This is a genomic window from Bradyrhizobium sp. BEA-2-5 (genome assembly GCF_032918025.1).
Lineage (GTDB): Bacteria > Pseudomonadota > Alphaproteobacteria > Rhizobiales > Xanthobacteraceae > Bradyrhizobium > Bradyrhizobium pachyrhizi.
In genome coordinates this window covers 6,270,011-6,287,018 of sequence record NZ_CP136629.1, presented here as the reverse complement: position 1 = coordinate 6,287,018, position 17,008 = coordinate 6,270,011, and the positions used below count along the sequence as shown (strand labels likewise).

Here is a 17,008-nt window from a genome sequence, read left to right as displayed (position 1 = left end):
ATCTCCGAATATCGTGACGGTGAGAAGGCCAGTCTTCCCAACACCGCACTGAATATCTCGCCACTTGATGCGTCTGGGAACCACCTAGAAAGGTGGTCCGGTGTCTCCTATGCTTGCTCGAAGGTCGGTGACCTGCGCACTCGTTTCGGGGGGGGACATGTATCTATCCACGGATTCCACCGATCCGCAAAACCAAGAAGTCTATGCACTCTGGGATCAGCTGGCCGACTTCTCGGTCGCCGACGGTGACGCCGCGCTGACGCACCTGCTGTCCACACTGCGGACCATGTTGTCGGCACGCAATGTGCTGTGGGGGGCGGTCGTGCGATTGCCTTCGCGCAAGCGGACCGATCCCTTACTTGGCTGGCGTCCGCGCCTTGTCCGGGTGCTGGACCCGATACCGGCTGTGGCGGCATCCGTGCAGAAGCAGTACGATACGCTCTGGTCCGGCAACGTCGACCTGTCTCAGATTCTTTCCACGTCGGGAGATGAGCCGTTCCGCGTTCGCCTGCTGTTCGAAACGCTGCCGCCGGAATGGTTCGAGGGCGAGCATTATCGTCGTCACTATTTGGATGTCGGATTCGCCGACAGCATTTCAGTGCGCATTGCGCTCAATGAGGACGTGAGAATCCGCCTGTTCGTATTTCGCGATGCGCAGGCACCCCGCTTCTCGGCGCAGGACGGCCAGCTTCTGGGCTTCACGATGCGGGGGTTGAGATGGTTTCACCGTCAACAACTGCTCAGTCACGGTCTGCTCATAGCTAACGCGGCCCTGACACCCGCTGAGCGCAGGGTATTGCTCTCGCTGCTCGACGGGCAGGCGGAAAAGGAGATTGCGCAGAAGCTTGGCCAAAGTCCGAACACCACGCACTTCCACGTCAAGTCGATCTACGCCAAGTTCGGCGTGCGCAACCGCGCGGCGCTCGCCGCGCTCTGGCTCGGCAAGCTGCGATAACGAACTTGCAGTTGATTTGCTGGTGGGCCCGGCAGGACTCGAACCTGCAACCAGACCGTTATGAGCGGCCGGCTCTAACCATTGAGCTACAGGCCCCGCCGCCTTGCGGGCCGCGGGGCGCGGCCGGCAACGGTGCGGGCTCCGTTTACAGGCTGACTGCGGTTTCGGCAATGCCGCCCGCACCCTGTGCCATCGCCGTCGGGCCGGCCACGTCTCGCGGCTGGCATCGCTGGAACAGTGGCAGGCAGCCATCTTGCCCGGCCCTCCGTTTCCCCGGCGACCGGCGCCTCAATCCACCGAGACCCCGGCGAACTCGACCACCTTGCGCCATTTCTCGGTCTCGCTTGCGACCAGCTTGCCGAACTCAGCCGGCGTCATCGGCTTGGGGATGCCGCCGGTCTCGGCGAGCTTTGCCACCAGCTTCGGGTCCTTCAGCGCTTCGCCGACGGCCTTGTTGAGGGTCTCGATCACCTCGGGCGGCGTGCCCTTCGGCGCGGAGATGCCGTAGAAGCCGACCGATTCGAAGCCCGGCACGGTCTCGGCGATCGCGGGCACGTCGGGCACGCTCGGCCAGCGCTGCGGCGAGGTCACGCCGAGCGCGCGGACGGTGCCGCCCTTCACCTGCTCCATGGCCGAGGGCAGATTGTCGAAGATCAGCTGCACCTTGTTGGAGATGATGTCGGGAAAGGCGATGGCCGAGCCGCGATAGGGCACGTGCACCATGTCGCACTTCGTCATCACCTTGAACAGCTCGGCCGACATGTGCACCGAGGTGCCGTTGCCGGAGGAGGCATAGGAGATCTTGCCGGGATTGGCCTTGCAATAGTCGATGAACTCCTTGACCGTCTTCGGCGGGAACGCGTTGGAGACGACCAGCATGTTGGTGAGCTGCATGATGCTCGCGACAGGCACGGTGTCGCGCAGGAAGTCGAACGGCAGCTTCTTGTAGAGCGAGGTCGAGATCGCGTTGTTGGGCGCGACGAACAGCAGCGTGTAGCCGTCCGGCGGCGAATTGATCGCGGCGGCGGCGGCGATGTTGCCGCCGGAGCCGGTGCGGTTCTCGACGATGACCTGCTGGCCGAGCCGCTCCGACAGCCACTGCGCCATGATCCGCGCCACGATGTCGACCGGGCCGCCGGCGGCAAACCCGATCACCCACCGCACCGGGCGGTTCGGATAGTCGGATGCGGATGAGGGGGCAATCGAGGCGAGGCAGCAAATCAAACCAAGCAAAGCGACACGCGCGAACCGGATCATCGTCTCTCCCGTCATTTTCTTGTGACTGTTGCCGGCATGGTTTCACAAAACGCTGGCTTTGCCTACGACGTCGCCCGTGCGACGATAGTCAGGCTGGTGTGGAATGCTTGAGGCTCGGGATGAAATTCGCTGTTATGATATGCGCCGGCGCGCTGCTGCTCGCGGGCGGGGCGGCGGCGCAAGAGGGGAGCAAGACCATTTCCAAAACCACGATCAGTTTCGCCACGGCGACGCCGGGCGGCGGCTTTCCGCTGTACGGCAACGCCTTTGCCGAGGTGATGAACGCGGCCGATCCGACGCTGTCGATCGAGCCGCGCAACACCAAGGGCTCCAATGAGAACATCCCGCTGCTCGAGGCCGGCAACGTCGATATCGCGACCGTGGCAGGCGAGCCGTCCTATGAAGCCTTCATGGGCATCGGCCGGCCGAAGGCCACGAAGCTGAAGATCCTCACGGCGATCTATTCCAACCCCGGCATGTTCGTGGTGCGCGCGGACAGTCCCTACAGGACGATCCGCGATCTCGTCGGCCAGCCCGTCGCGTTCGGCGCAAAAGGCTCGGGCCTGCCGATCCTGGCGCGCTACGTGCTGGATGGGCTCGGCCTGAAGCAGGACGGTGACTTCAAGGCCGTCTATCTCGACCGCGCCGGCGATGGCCCGGCGATGGTCGAGGACGGCCGCGTTGCCGCGCTGTGGGGCGCCGGCATCGGCTGGCCCGGCTTTACCAAGATGGCCGAGAGTGCCACCGGCGCGCGCTTCATCGCGCCGACCACGGACGAGATCGCCCGCATCCGCGCCAAGCATGCTTTCCTCAAGCCGCTGACGATCCCCGCCGGCAGCTATCCAAAGCAGGCCGCGGCAATCGCCTCGGTCGGCTCCTGGAGCTACATCCTGGTGCGCGAGACCTTGCCCGACGATGTCGCCTACCGGCTGGCGAAGACGCTGCACGGTATCGAGGCGACCTTCTGCAACAAGCTCGCCCAGGCGTGCGAGACCACGGCGGCGAACACGCTCGCTGCCGCGCCTGATATCAACCTGATCCACCCCGGCGTGCTCAGATATTTCCGCGAGATCGGGGTGGCGAAATGATGAGGGCGAATAGCCAGTAGCGAATGGCGAATGGAAATTCTGATCTATCGCCATCGCTACTCTCTATCCGCCATTCGTCTATCCTATTTCTTCGCCATCGCGCAGGCGGGGTCCGGCGGGCCGAACGCCTTGTCGCCGGAGATCGTGGTGAGGATCTTGTAATAGTCCCACGGATATTTGCTCTCCTCCGGCGTCTTCACCTGCACCAGCCAGAGGTCGTGCACCATCAGATTGTCCTCGCGCAGGCGGCCGTTGCGGGCGAAGAAATCCTCGATCGGCTTTTCCCGCATCTTCGCCGCGACCTTGAGCGGATCGTCGGTGCCGGTCTCCTTGATGGCGTTGAGATAGTGCATCACGCTGGAATAGACGCCGGCCTGCCACATCGACGGCATCTTGTTCATTTTGGCGAAGTAGCGCTTCGACCATGCGCGGGTCTTGTCGTCCATGTCCCAGTAGAACGACGTGGTCAGGAGCAGGCCTTGCGCGGCCTGCAGGCCGAGGCCGTGGATGTCGGTGATCAACGCGAGCAGCGCCGCCATCTGCTGGCCGCCCTTGAACACGCCGAACTCGGCGCCGGTCTTGATCTCGTTCATGTTGTTGGGGGGACCGGCGGCAATGCCGATGATCTTGGCCTTGGAGGCCTGGGCCTGGAGCACGAAGGAGGAGAGGTCGGGCGTTGCCAGCGGCGGCCGCACCGAGCCCAGCACCTTGCCGCCATTCTTGGTCACGATCGCGGAGGCGTCGCGCTCCAGCGAGTGGCCGAAGGCGTAGTCGTCGGTGATGAAGAACCAGCTGTCGCCGCCGCGCTTGACCACCGCATCCGCGGTTCCAACCGCGAGCGCGCGAGTGTCGAACACCCATTGGATCGCGTAAGGCGAGCAGAACTTGCCGTGGAAATCCGCGGTGCCGGTGGAGTGGGTGATGAACAGCCGCTTCTTCTCGTTGGCGATGTTCTGCACCGCGAGCCCGACCGCGGAGACCGGAACGTCGACGATCAGATCGACCTGCTCGACGTCGTACCAGCGCCGCGCGAGCGAGGCGCCGATATCGGCCTTGAGTTGGTGGTCGCCGATCACGACGCTGATCGGCTTGCCGAGCACGGTGCCGCCGAAATCGTCGATCGCCATCTGCGCCGCGGTCACCGAGCCCTGGCCGGTCGGCGCGGAGGCGGGGCCGTTCATGTCGGTGAGCACGCCGATCTTGACGACGTCGTCGGAGACCTGCGCCGATACGGTCGGGGAGGCCAGCAGCGCGGCTGCGAGCGTCCCGAACATGGCTAGTCTGGTGGCCTTCATTCTGTCTCCCTCCTGAATTGGCGCATTGGCCATTATTGGTTGTGCCGGGCCTTCAGGGACCCGGTCATATTGGTTTCTTTTGCAACTATATTGGGGACCGCGTCAACGCGCCATCGGTCTAATGACGCAGCCCCGGTCGGGCGAGAGGCAGTTTCCTTCGGGGCCGATTCAGTCCATAGCGGGCCATGGTCACCGCCCAGCGCCTTCCGCCTTCGCTCACCCCGCTCGATGCGGCACTGGCCGCCGTGCTGCGCGACGTCGGGCCGGTCCAGCCGATCGCGTTGCCGCCGGCCGACGCCTTGCGCTGCATTGCAGCCGAGATGCCGGCCTTGCGCGCCTACCCGCCGCACGATATCGCGGTCAGCGACGGGTGGGCGATGCGCGCCAATGACCTGGTCGGCGCGTCTTCCTATGCGCCGTTGCCGCTGGCCGAACCTCCGGTCTGGGTGGCGGCAGGCGCCGCGATGCCTGATGGCACCGACTGCGTCGTCGATGCCGATGCCGTCGATACCTCCGGTCCGCTTCCGCAGGTGCTCGCCGAAGCAATCCCGGGGCAGGGCGTCAGGCGTGCCGGCAGCGACATCGCCGTCGGGCGCACCGTGATCGCAGCAGGGGAGCCGCTGCTGCCGCGCGGCCTGCTGCTCGCGCGCGCGGCCGGACTGCAGATGTTGCGCGCGCGACGGCCGCGGCTTTGCATCGTCAACATCGCCAATGGTGAGCTGACCGCACAACTGATCGCTGATACCGCGCGCCTCGCGGGCGCTGAGGTCGTCGGCATCGAGGCGGCGCCCGATGCGGCGACGATTGCAAACGCACTCGATACCGACGGCTGCGATCTGATCATCACGATCGGCGGCACCGGCGTTGGTCACACCGATGCTGCGGTGAATGCGCTGGCGTCGCGCGGCACGCTGATCGCGCACGGCATTGCCCTGCAGCCCGGGCGCACCACGGCGGTCGGCCGGATTCATACAACGCCCGTCGTGGCCTTGCCCGGCGCGCCGGATCAGGCTTTCGCAGCCTGGTGGGCGATTGCGCTTCCGGTGCTCGACCGCCTGTCGGGCCGGCGCGCTCGCAAAACGCTGGCGCTGCCGCTGGAACGCAAGATCGCTTCCGGCGTCGGCGTTGCCGAGGTCGCGCTGCTGACACGCGAGCAAGGTACTCAACAGGATTCCTGGGCGGCGCTTGCGACCGGCGACCTGTCGCTCGATGCCATCGCGCGCGCCGAAGCCCTGCTGATCGTGCCCGGCGCCGCCGAGGGCTTCGCTGCGGGCACGGTGGTCGATGCCTATATGTTGCGGGAGTGAGTTCCCGAGATGAGCAAGATGCCCGCATCGAACGAGGGTAAGCAGCAACGTCATTCCGGGGCGCGCGATAGCGCGAACACGGAATCTCGAGATTCCGGGTCTGGTGCTGGCGCACCATCCCGGAATGACACCTCCCGCTTCGAGCAGGACCAGTTCCTGACCATCCTGTCGCGCGAGGAGGCGCTCGCACGTTTCGAGGCGGCGCTGTTCCCGCGCCAATTGCCGTCCGAGAGATGGCTGCTCGCCGATGCGCTCGGCCGTGCGCTGGCGGAGGACGTGGTGGCGCCGATCGACGTGCCGCCGTTCGACAGGTCCAATGTCGACGGCTTTGCCGTGCGCGCCGCGGATCTTGCGGCGGCCGGCGAGGGCGCGCCCGTGCGCCTCGCGCTGAATGGCGAGACCATTCATTGCGGCACCGCGCCCACCCTGCCGGCTCTTCCGGGCACCGCGACCGCGATTGCGACCGGCGGTCCGGTGCCGCGCGGCGCTGATGCGATCGTGATGGTCGAGCACACCCAGCCCGCCGGCCACGGCACCATCGAGGTCCGGCGTGCGGCGTCGCCCGGCCAGTTCGTCTCGTACGCCGGATCCGACATCGCGCGCGGCGAGGCGCTGCTGCGCGCCGGCACCCTCATCGGCTCGCGTGAGATCGGCATGCTGGCGGCTTGCGGCATTGCCGAGGTTCGGGTGGTGCGCCGTCCGCGGGTCGCAATCCTCTCGACCGGCGACGAACTGGTGCAGCCGGGCGAGAAGCTGCGGCCGGCCGCGATCTACGACACCAATGGTGCGATCGTCACCGCGGCGATTGCCGAGAACGGCGGCGACGCGTCGTTCCTCGGCGCGATCGCCGACAATGAGGCGATGCTCGAGGCCGTGATGCGCAAGGCGCTCGCGGACTCCGACATGCTGGTGCTGTCGGGCGGTACGTCGAAAGGCGCGGGCGATCTCTCCCATCGCATCATCGGCCGGCTCGGAGCACCCGGCATCGTCGCGCATGGTGTTGCGCTCAAGCCCGGCAAGCCGCTGTGCCTTGCGGTGTGCGACGGCAAGCCGGTGGTGATCCTGCCGGGCTTTCCGACCTCGGCGATGTTCACCTTCCACGACATGATCGTGCCGGTGCTGCGCAAGATGGCCGGCCTGCCGCCGCGCTCCGATGCGAAGGTGAACGCGACCGTGCCGGTGCGCATAGCCTCCGAGCTCGGCCGCACCGAATTCATCATGGTCTCGCTGGTCCGGGGCAGGGATGGCCTGATCGCCTATCCCTCCGGCAAGGGGTCCGGCGCGATCACGTCATTTGCGCAGGCGGACGGTTTCTTGCGCATCGATGCGCTGGCGGACCAGATGCCGGCCGGGACTGAAGCCGACGTGACGCTGTTCACGCCGCATGTGCGCGTGCCCGATCTCGTCATCGTCGGCAGCCATTGCACCGGCCTCGATCTCGTCACCGCACCGCTCGCGCATGCCGGCCTGACGGTGCGCTCAATCGCGGTCGGCAGCCTCGGCGGGCTTGCGGCGGCCAGGCGCGGCGAATGTGACCTCGCGCCGATCCACCTGTTCGACGAAAAAAGCGAGACCTACAACACACCTTATCTCGTCGAGGGACTCGAGCTCGTCCAAGGCTGGCGGCGGATGCAGGGCATTGTGTTCCGCAAGGGCGACACGCGCTTCGCCGGATTGAGCGCAGAGCAGGCGGTGCGCGCCGCGCTCGCCGATCCCGCCTGCATCATGGTCAACCGCAACCAGGGCGCCGGCACACGCATCCTGATCGACCGGCTGCTCGGCGGCGTGCGGCCAGAGGGCTATTGGAACCAGCCGCGTTCGCACAACGCGGTTGCGGCGGCCGTCGCCCAGCACCGCGCCGACTGGGGCATGACCATCGCGCCGGTCGCCCATGCAGTCGGCCTCGGTTTCATTCCGCTGGCGGAAGAACATTACGACTTCGCACTGGTGACGGCGCGCAAAGACCGGCCGGCCGTGCGGGCCTTTCTCGACGCACTGGCATCGAATGAGGGGCGGGCTGCGTTGACGAAGGCGGGATTCAGGCCGGCGTAGCCGAGATTTGCGACATTCACCGCTGTCGTCCTGGCGAAAGCCAGGAGGTAGATTCACATTCGAAGTGCAACACTTGAGCAAAGGCCTCGGCAGGCGTGCGGTAGTCAAGGCATTTGCGCGGGGTGTTGTTGTAGGCGGCGATGAACTGGCGGAATCTGGCGGTCGAGAGGGTTACGAGATCGGTCTTGCGGGGAATAAAGCGGCGCATCCTGCCGATAGCGTTCTCGATGCCGCCCTTCTGCCAGGGGGCGTGGGGATCGCAGAAGAAGGTCTCGATCGAGAGGCGGTGCAGCGCCAGGTGACCGGCGAACTCGGTGCCGTTGTCGAAGGTCACGGTCTGGCGCAGCTCCTGTGGCAGGGTCGCGAAGAAGCCCACGAGATGGCGGGCGACACCGCGCGCGACCTTGCTGGCAAGGCGGATGCCGAGCAGCAGACGCGAGGTGCGCTCGTGCACGGTCAGCACGGCCTGACCGTATTTCGAGAACATCATCAGGTCGGCCTCCCAGTGTCCGGGCACGCTGCGGTCGGCCACTTCGATCGGCCGATTTGCCAAGGAAACACGGCCTTCGATGAAGCTTGCGGGGCTGCCGCCCCTCTTGCCGCGGCGGCCGCGCTTGCTCTTGGCGCGCGGCAGATAGCGCCGCCAGTTGAAATCCGTGGTGCGCCTGAGTTGGGCATAGATGAAGCGGTAGATGGTCTCGTGCGAGATCACCTTGCGCCCGGACTTCGCGGGCCAGCCGGCCGGCGACCTGCTCGGGCGACCAGCCCCGGCGAAGGCGTTCCAACACCGCGCGGCGCAGGCCGGGCTCCCGTTCGAGGCGTCCGCCCGTCCAGCGCCGCGCTCGCATCTGGTGCTGGGCATAGTTTGGCTTGTAGCCGACCTGGCTCCCCCGATTGCGCCTCAGTTCCCGAGAGACCGTTGATGGCGAGCGATCCAGAGCTGCCGCGATTTGCCGGACCGAGCTGCCATTGGCCGATAGGCAGGCAATCTCGCATCGGTCGTCCAGAGAGAGCTGCTTGTAAGTCCGCCCCATGGCAACACCTCCTCAAGGAAGTGTTGCACTTCGTTTGCGAACTCAGGGGACCCATAACCACCGAATTTGCTTGTGAACGGGAAAACGGCCCCCGGCGTCGCGCGACAACCGACAGTTGGGATAATGGGTCCTGGCTTTCGCCAGGACGACGCTGAGTGTGTTGCGCTGCTTGTGAGTCATGCATCCGCATTCTCGCGACATGATCTGCCCGAGTTTTGCATCTCATTCCGCCCTCTTCGAACAGAGGGCGCAGGGAAAGCCGGGTGCCGATCGCACCCATGGGCCCCGTGCAAGAGGTAGAAAGCACGGGGGTAGGACCACAGGTGTAACCGGAGCAACCCGGCTTTCCCTGCGCGATGGTTTACGGCTTACTTCGTGCTCTCCCCGGCGAGACTGGGCTTGTTTGTCACCGCCTTCGCAACGACGCTTGCGCATCGCGCGAAAAGACACCTGCCGCTAGGGCGTCAGGACCACACGACTTCACCGTCCGCTTCATGCGCACTCGTCAGTTGCGCAATCGGCGTCCACCGCATCTCACCGCAACACCCGTGACGATGCGCAGCGCCCCTCGATCGGGTGAGACGTACATATTGAACATCTGAGTTGGGTCGAATGCCAAGCGGAATATTTTCTTATCGCGGGATTGACAGGTTTTGCTGAGTTGCCCGTCGGGCTGTCTTGCCGCACCAAACTAACCATCGACGTCATTCCGGGGCGACGCCACCGGAATGACGGGGGACTTCATCACTCGCTTAGCTTGCGGTCCAGGAAGTCGACATAGGAATTGTCCGGGTCCAGTTTGACGGCCAGGCGAAGCGCTGCCCGGGCGGCGGACTTGTCGCCGTCGGCCGTGGCCTTGTGCTCGTCCAGGATCGCATTGGCCACCGTGCGCGCGGTGTCGAGACGGGCCTCGTCGATGGAACGGTCGGCAAGATAGTTTTCCACCGGCTCGCGGAGGCGCTTCAGTTCGTCCACGCTGACCGAACCCAGCGGATACCAGTTGTAATATTCGAGACGTGGCCGATCATCCGTGAGGCTCGGCACGTCCCCGACAAAGGCCGCGAGTTTTTCATCGGCGGCGATGAACGTCGCCAGGAATTCCTCGGGCGAGCCGAGGCCGTTTGCCGTCAGGTCTTCAGCCACCGCGGGCTTCGACATGCGCATGGCGAGCTCGCGCGGATCGATGTTCAACGGTTCATCGGAGGCGATCGCCACGCCTTCCATTCTGGACGGCAGCCACAGCGAGACATGCTTGAACTGGCCCATCATGGCCTTGAGTATCATCTTCGGAAGAATGCCGCGGTTGAAATCCAGCGGCACCCATTGCGCGAGAACGCCGCCGGGACGCATCTTCTGCTTTGCCAGCGCATAGAATTCCTCCGTGTAGAGGTTGATGACGCCGGCATCATGGGGCGGTGGCGGCTCGAGCGTGATGACGTCAAATGTCTCCTTGGTCCCCAGCAGGAAGTGGCGCCCGTCCGCGACGATCTGATGGACTTTGGGATTTTGATAGAACTGCTTGTTGATCGGCACGAAGTGGGGCGCAAATTCGAACACGGTCGATGCCAGATCGACCGCGTCGATCGATTGCAATTCCTCGTGGGTGCTCACCGCTCCCACCGTGGTTCCGGTCCCGATGCAAATGACGACAGCCGCTTCAACCGGGCCCTGGTGCAGCAGAATGGGATAGTGCCCCATCGCGGCCATGTAGCGTCTGCCCTCGGGACGGTTGTTGGCATAGCTCTTCGAATTCACCACCAACTGCTGATAGGTGCCCGCCGCCTTCTCGCGATACTCGACCACCGCAAACGTCGCTTGCCGGGTTTCCCGCAACTCGAGCACATTGGCGCCTTCGATCGCGGTCAGGACCCGCTCCAGATAGTGCGGGGTGAAGAGCAGCAGCGCTACGGCGATGACGCTCGCGGCGATCGTCCCTTGCCGCCACAGGCTCCGTTCTCTCAGAAGATCCGGCTGCGACATGGTCGTCGCGACGAACAGCAGGACGTTCACGGCAATCAGCGCGGTGAGCGCGCCCTGGCTACCCAGATACGGGATCAGCAGAAACCCCGCCGCCAGCGAGCCCACGACGCCGCCAATCGTGTTCAGGGCGTAGAGCGTGCCGATCCTGCGGCCGAGCGCGCTCATCTGCATCACGGTCAATTCGCTGGCCAGCGGAAAGCTGATGCCGATCAGCGTGGTCGGCAGCAACAGGGCAACAGCGCAGACCAGGAAGAATGAAACGTCACCTCCCAACAGCTCCTGCACCGGGACTGGAAGCAGGCCCGATACGACGGGAGACAGCGCTACTCCCATGGTCCGAGCCTTGCCGAGTATTCCGACGGTCAGCGTGGCCGCAACCGCGATCAGCAGCTGCGTCACGGCGAAGTATCGCAGCAATTGATCCTTGCGGGGGGCGAGCAGCCTGGCGCAGATCAGGGCGCCGATCACGAGCCCCAGCAAGTAAACGCCGAGCATGCCCGAGAAGGCGTAGACACTCGAGGTGCTGACATTGGTCAGGAATCGGAACCAGACGACCTCATAGGCGATCGATACAAAACCGGAGCACGCGAAAATCCAGATCAGGATCGACGTCCTGTCACTCGCGGTCGTGGCGGTTTGCACCGGTGCCTGTGCCGCGACCGGCAAGAGCGGGCTTGCGCCGCGCGCAACTAACAGGGCAACGACGCCGACGCAGACATACAACGCTGCCGCAACCAGGCTCGATCCCGCGATGCCCCAAAGGCCCATCAGCACAAAGCCGACCGCCAGGGTGCCGATGGCGGCGCCCAGGGTGTTGAACCCGTAGAGCAGACCGATGCGATTGGCGAGATCGGTTTGTGTGCGGGTCAGGAATTTCACCAGGAAGGGCAGGGTCGCGCCCATCAACATCGTTGGCAGCGACAGGATGGCGAGCGACACGGCGACCATGAGAGGCAGCCGGAAGGAAGACTCCAGGTCCAGCATCGGTGACAGCCAGCCCACCCATGTCGGCCAATGCGACAGGAACGCGGTGACCGCGAGAGAAACGAGGGCGAGGGCGAGTTCGAGCAACCCGTAGATTTTCAGGGGGTGGCTGACGACGTCGGCGATCCGGCCTCCCAGGGCGCTGCCCAGCGAGAGGCCGAAAAAGAAGCTTGCCACCGTGACGCTGACGGAGACGGTCGCGCTTCCCAGCACGAATTGCAGTTGCTTGAACCAGAGGACCTGCAGGATCAGCGATGCCGCGCCCGATGCCAAAAAGATCGCCGTGACCAGAACCCGGCTTTTCAGGCTTACGGCATCTCGAACGCCACCACGATTGTGCACTGGACCGGTCTCCCGTTGAACGGGAGAACAGGTAAGGCAAATGCTCTTAATTATTGCCTTATGGCGGAGCGGCGCTGCGAGGCAGCCGGATCGCGTTGAGATTGCTAGAAAAATTGCCGTTTGGCGGATTCTTGCCGGGCCGAACGATCGCGCTGTGAGAGGGCCTTCTGCGTTGCCGATCCAGCTCAGTGCCGCATGGCCGTCTCCACGAACTCCAGCACGGAGCGCGGGACCTCTTCGTATTCGACGAAACGGCGCCGAAGCTCGTCGGCAATGTCGGTCGTGACGTCGCGCGACCATCCTTCGTTGGTATTGAAGGCCACGATGCGGACCGGGCGGCTGTACTGGTCATCCAGGAGACGCCGGATCAGCGTTTTCCGGTCAGTGCCTTCTTCGTCGGTTTCGCTCCAGGCACGGCCCAGTCGGCCAAAATCGTTCAGCACCAGATAGGTGTCGTGATCGATTGAATGCGGCACAATCGAAGGCGAGCGAGGCATACACAGTCCTCCATGGTGCACATTATCGTGTTCCGATCGCCCTGCGTATTGGAAATTTCGAGGTAAATCCGCTGGATAGCGGGATTGCGCGTGACGTGAGCGGGGGCTGCAACATGCATAGGAGCAAACCGTCCCGTCGCTGGTTATCTCCCATCACCGACATGGGCCCTGTTGTGGATGTCGGTGGTTGAACGACCGATGGGGCTCCCACCCGCTCGAGGAGCGGAGCGATGTTAAGAAGGCTTCGTTTTAGGAATACAACGCTGGAAGAAGTGCTGGCAGTCGATACGCAGCGGCCGCGGAAGAGGCTACGGATGCGTGACCAGCCCCCGAGAGAGAGCCGATCGGCAAGGCTGGCCAAGCCGGGGCGGGCGGTCGGTCAACGAACCGACTGACCCTGCGGATAGCGAGCCGAGCGCAACTTGCGCGGCGGCCCGTGAACTGGTTCGCCGATTGCGGCGACCAATCGATCATGGCACTCGACACCGTCAGTTTCCGCAAGATTGCTGCACTCGTCGCAGCGGCCGGCACGCTGTTCTGGCTCTACACCTTCTACTTCATCGCTCATGTCCCGCCCGGGGACGGCACCGGCTTTCAATGGCTCGCGGTGTTTCCGCTGGGTATGATCTTCATGCTGTTCTTCGTGCCGGCCTGGCTGCTGATCGCGATCGGCCGCTTGCCGAGATTCACCGCGGCGCTTGCGGTCTGCGGCCTGATCGCGTTCGCGGTGCTTTGGGCACAGCTGCTGCAGGAGTTTCCGAGGGCGGTCCTCTAGCGAGCCAGTCGATCCTCATCCGCCGGCAAGCCTGGCATGACATTGCTTCAAGGCTGATATAAGCAGCGTTGGGCGCAAGTCGCGGCTTTCCGTCGTCACGGCTGGTCCCGGCCATCCATGTCGGGCGGAACCGCAGGCGTGGATACCCTAACGATTGGCATGTCTTCGGAGACGCGTATGAAAGTGATTGGCCTCGCGGGCTGGAGCGGTGCCGGCAAGACCACCCTGCTGTCGCGGGTGATCCCCTGCCTGCTGGGCCGCGGCCTGCGTGTCTCCGTGATCAAGCACGCCCACCATGAATTCGATGTCGACGTGCCCGGCAAGGACTCCTGGGTGCACCGGCAGTCCGGTGCGATTGAGGTGCTGGTGTCCTCGACGCGGCGCTGGGCGCTGATGCACGAGCTGCGCGGCGCCGATGAGCCGAGGCTGCCGGAGCTGCTCGCCAAGATGGCGCAGGTCGACCTGGTGGTGGTCGAAGGCTTCAAGCGCGAGCCGGTCAACAAGATCGAGGTGCACCGCGCCGGCAACGGCAAGCCGCTGCTGTTTCCCGACGACCCGCGCGTGGTCGGGATTGCCAGCGACGTCGCCGTTGCAACCACGCTGCCGGTCGCGCATCTCGACGACATCGAGGACGTTGCCGAATTGATGCTGCGCGCCGCGATCCCCGTCGACGACGTGCTCGGGTCGGCTCCGGCCGAAGGCTGAAGCGGATGAGGAGGCGGCGTTGACGACGCAGGACGGCTTCGCCATGGTCGAACCATGACGACGACGAAGCTCGATCTCACCGGCCTGAAATGCCCGCTGCCGGCGCTGAAGACGCGCAAGGCCCTCAGGAGCGTGACGGCGGGAGATTTCCTCGAGGTGCATTGCACCGATCCGCTTTCGGTGATCGATATCCCGGCTCTCATCCAGGAGACCGGCGACAAGGTCGAGATCACCGAACGAAGCGACGCCCGGATCGTTTTCTTGATCGAGAAGATCAATGGAGCGATAGGCAATTCGAATGCTGCGTTGCCGCGTACCAGCTAGATGCAGCTTGATATCTACCTTTTGCCTATCGACACCTATTTTCCATTCTGCGCGAATTGATAATGTCCGCCGGGTTGTGGTGATGGAGTTGTGCTCGAGTGTGGGCGCATCGACGGACAACAACTGGGCCTGTGTCCAGATCACGGGCTGCACGGCCGGCATATCCGGTCGTATTGGGGGTTAGCATTTCCGGAATGTGCGTGGTTGGTCCCGACGCATTGAGGAAATGTGCGGAGCTGCCGGCTGACGCTGGCCGCAAGGGGCTGAGACGGGATCGAAGACGCAGATGCGCCTGTCGTAATGGCGGCTGCAGGGGAGGTGTCAATGACCACAGTGAGCAGCGCCGGACGCGTATCCGCGTCAGGTGCAGGTTTCCTCGACAAGGAACATACGATCGCGACGGCCGGCTTCAATCGCTGGCTGGTGCCGCCGGCGGCGCTGTGCATCCATCTCTGCATCGGCATGGCCTACGGCTTCTCGGTGTTCTGGCTGCCGCTGTCGCGCGCGATCGGCATCGCGGCGCCGAAGGCCTGTCCGGACATGTCGCTGTGGCAGGAGCTGTTCACCACGAGCTGCGACTGGAAGGTCGCAAGCCTGGGCTGGATGTACACGCTGTTCTTCGTGCTGCTCGGCGTCTCCGCCGCGATCTGGGGCGGCTGGCTCGAGCGCGTCGGTCCGCGCAAGGCCGGCTTCGTCGCGGCTCTGTGCTGGTGCGGCGGCCTGTTTCTCGGCGCGATCGGCATCTACACCCACCAGCTCTGGCTGATGTGGCTGGGCTCGGGTGTGATCGGCGGCGTCGGTCTTGGCCTCGGCTACATCTCGCCGGTGTCGACGCTGGTGAAATGGTTCCCGGATCGCCGCGGCATGGCGACCGGCATGGCCATCATGGGCTTTGGCGGCGGTGCCATGATCGGCGCGCCGCTGGCAAATCTCCTGATGAACTACTTCAAGGGCCCGTCCTCGGTCGGCGTCTGGGAGACGTTCGTTGCGATGGGCGTCATCTACTTCGTGTTCATGATGATCGGCGCGTTCCGCTATCGCATTCCGCCGACCGGCTGGCAGCCCGAGGGCTGGACGGCGCCGGTCAAGGCCAATGCGATGATCTCCAAGAACAACGTCCACTTGACAACGCGCACAAGACACCGCAGTTCTGGCTGATCTGGTGGGTGCTGTGCCTCAACGTCTCAGCCGGTATCGGCGTGATCGGCATGGCCTCGCCGATGCTTCAGGAGATCTTCGCCGGCAAATTGATCGGCCTGCCCGACGTCGGCTTCAACCAGCTCGATGCCGGACAGAAGGCGCAGATCGCGGCGATCGCCGCGGGCTTCGCTGGCCTGCTGTCGCTGTTCAACATCGGGGGCCGGTTCTTCTGGGCCTCGCTGTCGGACAAGATCGGACGCAAGAACACCTACTACACCTTCTTCATCCTCGGCATCGTGCTTTACGCGCTGGCGCCGACCTTCGCGGCGATGGGCTCGAAGCTGCTCTTCGTGCTCGGCTTCGGCATCATCCTGTCGATGTATGGCGGCGGCTTCGCCACCGTGCCGGCCTATCTCGCCGACATGTTCGGCACCCAGTTCGTCGGTGCCATCCACGGCCGGTTGCTGACGGCATGGTCGACCGCGGGCATCATCGGCCCGGTCGTGGTGAACTACATTCGCGAGTTCCAGCTCGCCGCCGGCGTTCCTCGCGACCAGCTCTACAACACCACCATGTACATCCTCTGCGCCATGCTGGTCGCGGGCCTGATCTGCAACTACCTGATCAAGCCCGTCGATTCGAAGTGGCACATGCGCGATGCCGACGTCGCCAAGCTCCAGGCCGCGAGCGCCAGCGCCGCCGCTGCAGGACCGCACGGCTCCTACGGCATCGGCTTCGGCGGGCTCGACGCCAAGGCGGCGCTGTTCTGGGCCTTCGTCGGCATTCCGCTCGCCTGGGGTGTCTACATGACGCTGCTCAGCGCGGTCAAAATCCTCTGATCGCAGTTCAGGCCGCGCGCGGGACATCTGGCATCCCGCGCGCGGCCTGAAGCGTTTTCGAGCGAAGTGGATGCCGGTTCGCGCGAAGAAGACGCGTCAAACAAGAAGCTCTACGCCGTTCAATTCAACAGATAATCAAGGAACTTTTCAGTCATGTTTCGTACCGCAAGCTGTCTTGTGGCCGCCCTGCTTCTCGCCGGCTCGCTGCACACCGCGTCAGCCCAGACCACCGAGGCCAAGCCGTCGAAGGTCAAGCTCACCATGCAGAAGCTGAAGGACATGAAGGCGAAGTGGAAGGCCAACAAGCCAAAGCTGAAGGTCTGCCGCGCCGAGGTGAAGTCGAAGGGCCTGACCGGCGACGACCGCTGGTTCTACATCGAAGAATGCATGGGCAAGAGCTGAGCGGCACCGCTCCGCTATCTGCAACGCAAGAG

Annotated in this window: 13 protein-coding genes, 1 tRNA gene and 2 pseudogenes; 9 read left to right on the top strand and 7 right to left on the bottom strand. The window is 64.4% G+C overall.

The window, feature by feature from the left end; translation table 11 throughout:
- Window positions 1-157: 157 nt before the first annotated feature.
- Window positions 158-955: a helix-turn-helix transcriptional regulator gene (locus RX327_RS29675; protein WP_317247933.1), complete on the top strand. Its 798-nt coding sequence runs from the start codon at window positions 158-160 to the stop codon at window positions 953-955.
- A gap of 20 nt (window positions 956-975) precedes the next feature.
- Here RX327_RS29675 and RX327_RS29670 read toward each other — a convergent pair.
- Both RX327_RS29670 and RX327_RS29665 read right to left on the bottom strand, forming a co-directional pair.
- Window positions 976-1,051 (bottom strand) — tRNA-Ile (locus RX327_RS29670).
- 192 nt (window positions 1,052-1,243) lie between these two features.
- Window positions 1,244-2,212 (bottom strand): tripartite tricarboxylate transporter substrate binding protein, encoded by a 969-nt coding sequence (locus RX327_RS29665; RefSeq protein WP_317247932.1) that lies wholly within the window; start codon window positions 2,210-2,212, stop codon window positions 1,244-1,246.
- 119 nt (window positions 2,213-2,331) lie between these two features.
- Here RX327_RS29665 and RX327_RS29660 point away from each other — a divergent pair, with 119 nt between their 5' ends.
- Entirely contained in the window at window positions 2,332-3,300 is a 969-nt protein-coding gene (locus RX327_RS29660; protein ID WP_317247931.1) for a TAXI family TRAP transporter solute-binding subunit, read from the top strand.
- Between the two features lie 83 nt (window positions 3,301-3,383).
- Here the strand turns inward: RX327_RS29660 and RX327_RS29655 are convergent, their stop codons facing one another.
- On the bottom strand, window positions 3,384-4,595 hold the full coding sequence (locus RX327_RS29655; protein WP_410712093.1) for an ABC transporter substrate-binding protein: 1,212 nt from the start codon (window positions 4,593-4,595) through the stop codon (window positions 3,384-3,386).
- A gap of 185 nt (window positions 4,596-4,780) precedes the next feature.
- On the opposite strand from RX327_RS29655, the gene RX327_RS29650 reads away from it, so the two are divergent.
- Both RX327_RS29650 and RX327_RS29645 read left to right on the top strand, forming a co-directional pair.
- Window positions 4,781-5,902: a molybdopterin-binding protein gene (locus tag RX327_RS29650; protein WP_317247930.1), complete on the top strand. Its 1,122-nt coding sequence runs from the start codon at window positions 4,781-4,783 to the stop codon at window positions 5,900-5,902.
- Window positions 5,903-5,911: 9 nt separating this feature from the next.
- The gene (locus RX327_RS29645) at window positions 5,912-7,954 is read left to right on the top strand and encodes a molybdopterin biosynthesis protein (protein ID WP_317247929.1); all 2,043 of its coding nucleotides are present in this window, start codon (window positions 5,912-5,914) and stop codon (window positions 7,952-7,954) included.
- 16 nt (window positions 7,955-7,970) lie between these two features.
- Here the strand turns inward: RX327_RS29645 and RX327_RS29640 are convergent, their stop codons facing one another.
- The 4 genes and pseudogenes from RX327_RS29640 to RX327_RS29630 all read right to left on the bottom strand — a co-directional run bounded on the left by RX327_RS29640 (window position 7,971) and on the right by RX327_RS29630 (window position 12,791).
- A complete protein-coding gene (locus tag RX327_RS29640; protein ID WP_317247928.1) occupies window positions 7,971-8,816 on the bottom strand; it encodes an IS30 family transposase in 846 nt (281 codons plus the stop codon).
- A gap of 82 nt (window positions 8,817-8,898) precedes the next feature.
- Window positions 8,899-8,988: pseudogene (locus tag RX327_RS39325) on the bottom strand (hypothetical protein); the annotation flags it as partial.
- 744 nt (window positions 8,989-9,732) lie between these two features.
- Window positions 9,733-12,294 (bottom strand): fused MFS/spermidine synthase, encoded by a 2,562-nt coding sequence (locus RX327_RS29635; RefSeq protein WP_160321710.1) that lies wholly within the window; start codon window positions 12,292-12,294, stop codon window positions 9,733-9,735.
- A gap of 185 nt (window positions 12,295-12,479) precedes the next feature.
- Window positions 12,480-12,791: a hypothetical protein gene (locus RX327_RS29630; protein WP_016847487.1), complete on the bottom strand. Its 312-nt coding sequence runs from the start codon at window positions 12,789-12,791 to the stop codon at window positions 12,480-12,482.
- A gap of 436 nt (window positions 12,792-13,227) precedes the next feature.
- Here RX327_RS29630 and RX327_RS29625 point away from each other — a divergent pair, with 436 nt between their 5' ends.
- The 5 genes and pseudogenes from RX327_RS29625 (at window position 13,228) to RX327_RS29605 (ending at window position 16,976) form a co-directional block, all read left to right on the top strand.
- A complete protein-coding gene (locus tag RX327_RS29625; protein ID WP_317247927.1) occupies window positions 13,228-13,566 on the top strand; it encodes a hypothetical protein in 339 nt (112 codons plus the stop codon).
- A 177-nt stretch (window positions 13,567-13,743) separates the two neighbouring features.
- Window positions 13,744-14,271: a molybdopterin-guanine dinucleotide biosynthesis protein B gene (gene mobB / locus RX327_RS29620; protein ID WP_317247926.1), complete on the top strand. Its 528-nt coding sequence runs from the start codon at window positions 13,744-13,746 to the stop codon at window positions 14,269-14,271.
- A gap of 54 nt (window positions 14,272-14,325) precedes the next feature.
- The gene (locus RX327_RS29615; protein WP_028332714.1) at window positions 14,326-14,595 is read left to right on the top strand and encodes a sulfurtransferase TusA family protein; all 270 of its coding nucleotides are present in this window, start codon (window positions 14,326-14,328) and stop codon (window positions 14,593-14,595) included.
- Window positions 14,596-14,919: 324 nt separating this feature from the next.
- A pseudogene (locus tag RX327_RS29610) lies at window positions 14,920-16,574 on the top strand (OFA family MFS transporter).
- 153 nt (window positions 16,575-16,727) lie between these two features.
- The gene (locus RX327_RS29605) at window positions 16,728-16,976 is read left to right on the top strand and encodes a hypothetical protein (protein WP_028332712.1); all 249 of its coding nucleotides are present in this window, start codon (window positions 16,728-16,730) and stop codon (window positions 16,974-16,976) included.
- The last annotated feature ends 32 nt before the right edge of the window (window positions 16,977-17,008 follow it).

Coding starts and splice junctions, on each gene's coding strand:
- RX327_RS29615 (WP_028332714.1), top strand. CDS start 14,326: ATGACGACGACGAAGCTCGATCTCACCGGCCTGAAATGCCCGCTGCCG.
- RX327_RS29665 (WP_317247932.1), bottom strand. CDS start 2,212: ATGATCCGGTTCGCGCGTGTCGCTTTGCTTGGTTTGATTTGCTGCCTC.
- RX327_RS29650 (WP_317247930.1), top strand. CDS start 4,781: ATGGTCACCGCCCAGCGCCTTCCGCCTTCGCTCACCCCGCTCGATGCG.
- RX327_RS29645 (WP_317247929.1), top strand. CDS start 5,912: ATGAGCAAGATGCCCGCATCGAACGAGGGTAAGCAGCAACGTCATTCC.
- RX327_RS29630 (WP_016847487.1), bottom strand. CDS start 12,791: ATGCCTCGCTCGCCTTCGATTGTGCCGCATTCAATCGATCACGACACC.
- RX327_RS29675 (WP_317247933.1), top strand. CDS start 158: ATGTATCTATCCACGGATTCCACCGATCCGCAAAACCAAGAAGTCTAT.
- RX327_RS29660 (WP_317247931.1), top strand. CDS start 2,332: ATGAAATTCGCTGTTATGATATGCGCCGGCGCGCTGCTGCTCGCGGGC.
- RX327_RS29655 (WP_410712093.1), bottom strand. CDS start 4,595: ATGAAGGCCACCAGACTAGCCATGTTCGGGACGCTCGCAGCCGCGCTG.
- RX327_RS29605 (WP_028332712.1), top strand. CDS start 16,728: ATGTTTCGTACCGCAAGCTGTCTTGTGGCCGCCCTGCTTCTCGCCGGC.
- mobB (WP_317247926.1), top strand. CDS start 13,744: ATGAAAGTGATTGGCCTCGCGGGCTGGAGCGGTGCCGGCAAGACCACC.
- RX327_RS29640 (WP_317247928.1), bottom strand. CDS start 8,816: ATGCCCAGCACCAGATGCGAGCGCGGCGCTGGACGGGCGGACGCCTCG.